Genomic DNA, 5,972 nt, shown 5'->3' on the forward strand with positions numbered 1-5,972 from the left:
AGCAAAATGGGTGTGAACCCGATCAAAATGTGGGAGCGGGCTTGCCCGCGATGGCAGAGTGTCAGTTTGCATATCTGTGACTGACACGCCGCTATCGCAGGCAAGCCAGCTCCCACAGTGGATTGGGTTCGCAAAGCAAAATGGGTGTGAACCCGATCAAAATGTGGGAGCGGGCTTGCCCGCGATGGCGATCGATCAGTCACCCATCAGTTGACTGACCTGCCGCTATCCCGGGCCTCCACCCGATCCCGCCCGGCCTGCTTGGCGACATACACCGCCGAGTCAGCGCGCAACAGCAGCCCATCGATCCCCTCATCAACGCGCCAACTGGCCACGCCAAAACTCGCAGTAACAATACCGACCGGCTCCATCGGCTCGCTGCGCAATGACTGCCACAGCTCCATCGCCAGGCAGTAGGCCTGCTCGCCATCGGTGTTGGGGCACAGCACCATGAACTCTTCCCCACCCAAACGGCAGAACACGTCGGTACGCCGCAGGCGCACGCTGATGCGCTTGCACAACTCCTGCAACACGCCGTCGCCCACGCCGTGACCGTGTTGGTCGTTGATCCGCTTGAAGTGGTCTATATCCAGCATTATCAGCGACAGCGCCCCCGAAACCCGGTTGAGCCGCACCATCTCGGCCTTGAGGCGATCCTGGAAATACCGACGGTTATGAATACCCGTCAACGAATCGGTAATCGACAGGGCGCGCAGCTCTTCTTCAACCCGCTTCAGATCTGAAATATCCGACACATAGCCATGCCACAACGTACCGCCTCCGGGTAACTCTTCCGGCGTAGCCTCGCCGCGAATCCAGCGCACGCCGCGCTGCGGCAACTGCACGCGGTACTCTTCACGCCAATGGCTCAACTGCAGCGCCGACAAGCGAATCGAAGCGCGCACCCGCTCGATGTCCAGTGGATGAATACGCTCCAGCGCCTTGCTGGCGTCCTGTTGCAGCACCCCCGGTTCGATCTCATAGATATCGCGTATGCCATCGCTGGCGTAGATAAAGCGCCAGTTGTCCTTGGGCTCAAGGGTGAACTGGAAGATCCCGCCGGGGACGTGGGCGCTGAGTTTTTTCAGCAGGCGATCCCGTGCAGCCAAGGCTTCGTAGGCACGTTTTTGTTCGGTGACGTCCAGGTAGATCGCCAAGTGCCCAACCCACAAGCCGTGGTCATCCAGCAACACGGTAGCCAGCATATTCACCGTCAACTGGCTGCCATCCTGGCGCTTCAAGGTCCACTCGCGGGCCTCGTGCGGGTGGTCAGGGCTCTCGACCAACATCGCCTGGCTCGGCGGAATACGCTTGCCCATGACCATGCTCAGGCTGGCGGCGCGCGCGTCCAGCTCAGGTGCCAGGTGCAGGCTTTCCAGGGTCAGGCGGCCCAACACGTCGTCGGACTTGAACCCCAGCATCTGCTCGGCACCGGCATTGAACGTATTGATCACACCGCGCAGGTCAGTGGCGATGATCGCGACCTGGGTCGCCGCGTTCAACACGCTGCGCAGTTGCCCGTGGGCCCCGCGCAATTCAAGCTCGCTCAGGCGCAATTGCTCGGTGCGTTGCTCGACCATTTTCAGCGCGCGCTGACGCTGGCTGACCAGCACATACAGCAACGCGCTGAGCAGCAGGCTGAGCAGGCCGCCCATGGTCAGGATGGTGTTCATCGAAGAGTGGTTGGCCTGGTCGAACACCTGGCTCGCTTGCAGGCTCAGGGCGTAGACGTGATCGCCCAGGGTCAGTCGGCGCGCGGCAACCAGGTCGCTGCTGCCTGGCGCATTGCTGGACGCATACAGCACGCGCTTCTGAGTGTCGGAGGTGTCGATGATCTGCATCACCAGGTTGTCGCGGTTTGGCTTGGGCAAGCCATCGGCCACCAACTGCCGCATGCTGATCACGGCCATCACGAAGCCATAGGCCTCGGGCTGGGATTGCTGGCTGTCCGGCGGCTTGCTGACGGGTGCTACCAGCAATACGCCGGCAGCATAGGACGGTTCCACCCCCACCAGTTGCATGGGTTGCGACACCGCCATCTTGCCGGTCTTCAGCGCACGTTCAAGGGCTGAGCGGCGCAGTGGCTGGGCCAGCAGGTCAAAGCCCAACGGCGAACCGAGCAGGCTCTGGGTCTGGCTGTAGAGCACCGGCACGTACTCATCGCGCTCGGGCGCAGGAGCCAACTCGCCCGTGGCGTCCAGCTCGCGAATGACAAAGGGCTTGCCGCGCTGGCGCGACACTTCCTGCTCAAACGCGCTGCGCTGATCGCGAAAAACCCGCGGCGCCCACGAATAGGCACGGGCGCGCAGCAACAGGGGTTGGGCGAAACCGTCGAACTCTTCAAGGGATACGTCGCCGGAATTGACGAAAAAACGCCGCAGGCTACCCAGGCGTTGCTCCTGGTCCTCAAAGCGCTCTTGCAGGCGGCTGTAACGTTCATTGACCAGCAACTGAAAGCGCTGGCGCAGCTGTTGCTGATAGAGGTTGGACGCCGCCCACGCGACAATCAGCGTCAGCGCAGCACCCGCCAATAACACCACCAATGCCACCAGCCAAGCCGATGCCTGCTCACTGATAAAACCAAGGATTTTCGGGCGAACGGCTTGCAACGGCATAGGCAACACTCACAACGCCAGCGTGCGGGGGGTGTCACTTTGGCTAGGCGTTAAGTTATAGCCATAGGGCCTGTATTTGACCAGCGTAAAAAAGCCGCAAGGCCGGAATATTCCAGGCTTGCGGCTTTTAGTGACGGCGATCAGCGCGCGGTGATTTTCCACGCCCGGTGGATCTTCGCGTTACGCGCGAAATCCGGGTCGATGGTCTTGTCGCTGATTTCCTCGACCGCGTAGCGTTCGCTGAGGTTGTCCTCCAGCGCGAACTTGCGGAAGTTGTTCGAGAAGTACAGCACGCCACCCGGCGCCAGGCGGGCCATGGCCAGGTCGAGCAACTGCACGTGGTCACGCTGCACGTCGAAGATGCCTTCCATGCGCTTGGAGTTGGAGAAGGTCGGCGGGTCGATGAAGATCAGGTCGAACTCATCGCGGCTGGCTTCCAGCCACGCCATCACATCGCCCTGCTCCAGACGGTTCTTGTCGGAGAAACCGTTGAGCGAGAAGTTGCGACGCGCCCAGTCCAGGTAAGTCTTCGACAAATCGACGCTGGTGGTGCTGCGCGCGCCGCCCTTGGCTGCATGCACGCTCGCGGTGGCGGTGTAGCAGTACAGGTTGAGGAAACGCTTGCCCGCCGCTTCTTTCTGGATGCGCATGCGCATCGGGCGGTGGTCGAGGAACAGGCCGGTGTCGAGGTAGTCGGTGAGGTTGACCAGCAGCTTCACGCCGCCTTCGCTGACTTCGGTGAACTTGCCCTGGGCGCTCTGGCGCTCGTACTGCTTGGTGCCGCTCTGACGCTCGCGTCGCTTGACCACTACACGGCTCTTGTCGATCTTCAGCGCCTGGGGAATCGCGGCCAGGGCATCGAACATGCGCGCGGAGGCTTTTTCCGGGTCGATGGACTTCGGTGCGGCGTATTCCTGGACGTGGACCCAATCGTGATACAGGTCGATGGCCATGGAGTATTCCGGCATGTCGGCGTCGTACACGCGGTAGCAATCCACGCCTTCGCGCTTGGCCCACTTGCCCAGCAGCTTGAGGTTCTTTTGCAGGCGGTTGGCGAACATCTGCCCGCCTTCGCTCAGGCGCGCCTGTTCAACCACCGGCGCCGGGGCTGGCTTGATCGGGTTGCCGTTCTTGTTGTACTGGCGCTCTTGCGGCTCCACCGGGGCTTGATCGTAAGCGGCTTGCTCACGTTCGGCCTGGCGCTGCTCCGGGGTGCGGCGCTCGCCGGTGACGAACTGGTCCGGGTTGACCTTGATAAGCAGCAATTTGCACGGCAACGCGCCGTTCCAGAACGAATACTGCTTATGGCTGCGGATGCCCATGCGCTTGCCCAGGTCCGGCGCACCGGTGAACACCGCCGCTTCCCAGCCCATGCACGCCTGGCGCAGGCGTTCGCCGAGGTTCTGGTAGAGGTACAACAGGCTGGCTTCGTCACCCAGACGCTCGCCGTACGGCGGGTTGCAGATGACCAGGCCTTTCTGGTTCTGGTCCGGGCGCGGCTCGAAAGTGCCGACTTCGCCCTGGTAGACCTTGATCCAATGGCTCAGGCCGGCACGCTCGATGTTGTTGCGCGCAGGCTGGATCAGCCGCGGGTCGGCTTCATAGCCACGCACCCACAGCGGTGGCTTGTTCATGCCGATAGCGGCACGTTCCGACGCTTCGGTGTGAAGTTTCTTCCACAGTGCAGGGACGTGACCGAGCCAGGTGGTGAAACCCCACAACTCACGGTTCAGGTTGGGCGCCATGTCGGCGGCGATCATCGCGCCTTCCACCAGGAAGGTGCCCACGCCGCACATCGGGTCAGTCAGCGCACCGCCTTCGGCAGCAATGCGCGGCCAGCCGGCACGGATCAGGATCGCGGCGGCCAGGTTTTCCTTCAGCGGCGCGGCGCCCTGCTGCAGGCGATAGCCACGCTGGTGCAGGCTGTGGCCGGAGAGGTCGAGGGAAAGGATCGCCTCGCCACGGTCCAGGCGCAGGTGAATGCGCAGGTCCGGGTTGATCTTGTCGATGGACGGACGTTCGCCGGTCGGGGTGCGCAGCTTGTCGACAATCGCATCCTTGACCTTCAGCGCGCCGAAGTGGGTGTTGTCGATGCCCGAGCCATGGCCGCTGAACTCCACGGCCAGGGAACCGTCGGGGACCATGTGCTCGGCCCATTCGATATCCAGCACACCGTGGTAGAGGTCTTCGGCGTCCTTCATCGGGAAGCGCTTGAGGACCAGCAACACGCGGTTGGCCAGGCGCGACCAGAGGCACAGGCGGTAGGCGGTTTCCATGTCGGCCATGCCGCGCACGGCCGAGGTGTGCTCGCGGGCTTCCTCAAGGCCAAGCCCGACGGCTTCCTCGATCAGCAGGCCTTCGAGGCCCTTGGGGCAGGTGAGGAAGAGTTCAAAACGGTCCGACATGGGGCATTCCAGGCTTTTCAGCAATAAATGAACGGGCGACGCATCGCCGGCTCGGTTTTCAATCAAGCACTTTTCTTGAAGAGTGCTCGCGTGGCACGAATGTGCCGTCCCACCCCGCCTGCCGGGCCTTGAGGCCGTGGTTGACGGGGCAGATAGATAATGTGGCGAAACAAAAGGAAATATTCCGACCCTTCGTCGAATAGTAACCGACTGCAACAGGCGGGCATTCTCACTAAAGGATTAAACCCATCCTCTTTGCAGGGTGCATCATAGCTGGCTTTGCCAGGTAAATGGGGCGAAAAGCCATCCCAGCTTATGGCTATAGCATCGTTATCGTTACGTGCTTATGACAAAACGATCATTGAATCCATGTGACCTATTGGTTAGAACTCAACACAGGTTGGCGCCGTAACGACGCCGACACATAGGCTCGCCACGCCGGCAGCGAGCCCACCAACGGCAGAAAAACTCTGCCCGGCCCCAGACGAGGCCGAAGGATATCAAGACAGTCAACAAGTGAGGGAAACACCCTATGAGAAGACTTAAGCGTGATCCGTTGGAAAGAGCATTTTTACGCGGATATCAATATGGCGTTCATGGCAAATCCCGTGAGCTTTGCCCATTTACTCTACCGTCGGTACGCCAAGCCTGGATCAACGGCTGGCGAGAAGGACGCGGCGACAACTGGGACGGTATGACTGGCACTGCGGGAATCCACAGACTCAACGAACTTCACGCCGTCGGCTAATCAGGGCATTCAATTCCGACATACACTGTTGAAGATGTAATGACTTAACCATGCACGTCCTATCCGGGCGGCGGGCTTCGGCCCAGGGGGCTCCTTTATGGAGCCCTTTTTATTGCCTGGAAAATAGAGCGTGACGCTCACGGGTCTCTGTGGGAGCGGGCTTGCTCGCGAAGGCGGCGTGTCAGTCACAGGTATTTCGACTGA

Annotated in this window: 3 protein-coding genes; 1 reads left to right on the forward strand and 2 read right to left on the reverse strand. The window is 61.2% G+C overall.

The window, feature by feature from the left end; all coding sequences use genetic code 11:
- Positions 1-206: 206 nt before the first annotated feature.
- Positions 207-2,615 carry a GGDEF domain-containing protein gene (locus NUV89_RS23520; RefSeq protein ID WP_257783205.1) on the reverse strand — a complete coding sequence of 803 codons (2,409 nt, stop codon included), beginning with the start codon at positions 2,613-2,615 and terminating at the stop codon, positions 207-209.
- A 140-nt stretch (positions 2,616-2,755) separates the two neighbouring features.
- Positions 2,756-5,020, reverse strand: a complete 2,265-nt coding sequence (gene rlmKL / locus NUV89_RS23525) for a bifunctional 23S rRNA (guanine(2069)-N(7))-methyltransferase RlmK/23S rRNA (guanine(2445)-N(2))-methyltransferase RlmL (protein ID WP_257783206.1) — start codon at positions 5,018-5,020, stop codon at positions 2,756-2,758.
- A 532-nt stretch (positions 5,021-5,552) separates the two neighbouring features.
- Between rlmKL and rmf the strand changes: the two genes are divergently transcribed.
- Positions 5,553-5,768, forward strand: a complete 216-nt coding sequence (gene rmf / locus NUV89_RS23530; RefSeq protein ID WP_002553055.1) for a ribosome modulation factor — start codon at positions 5,553-5,555, stop codon at positions 5,766-5,768.
- Positions 5,769-5,972: the final 204 nt, after the last annotated feature.

It is taken from the genome of Pseudomonas sp. 18.1.10, assembly GCF_024655625.1.
GTDB lineage: Bacteria > Pseudomonadota > Gammaproteobacteria > Pseudomonadales > Pseudomonadaceae > Aquipseudomonas.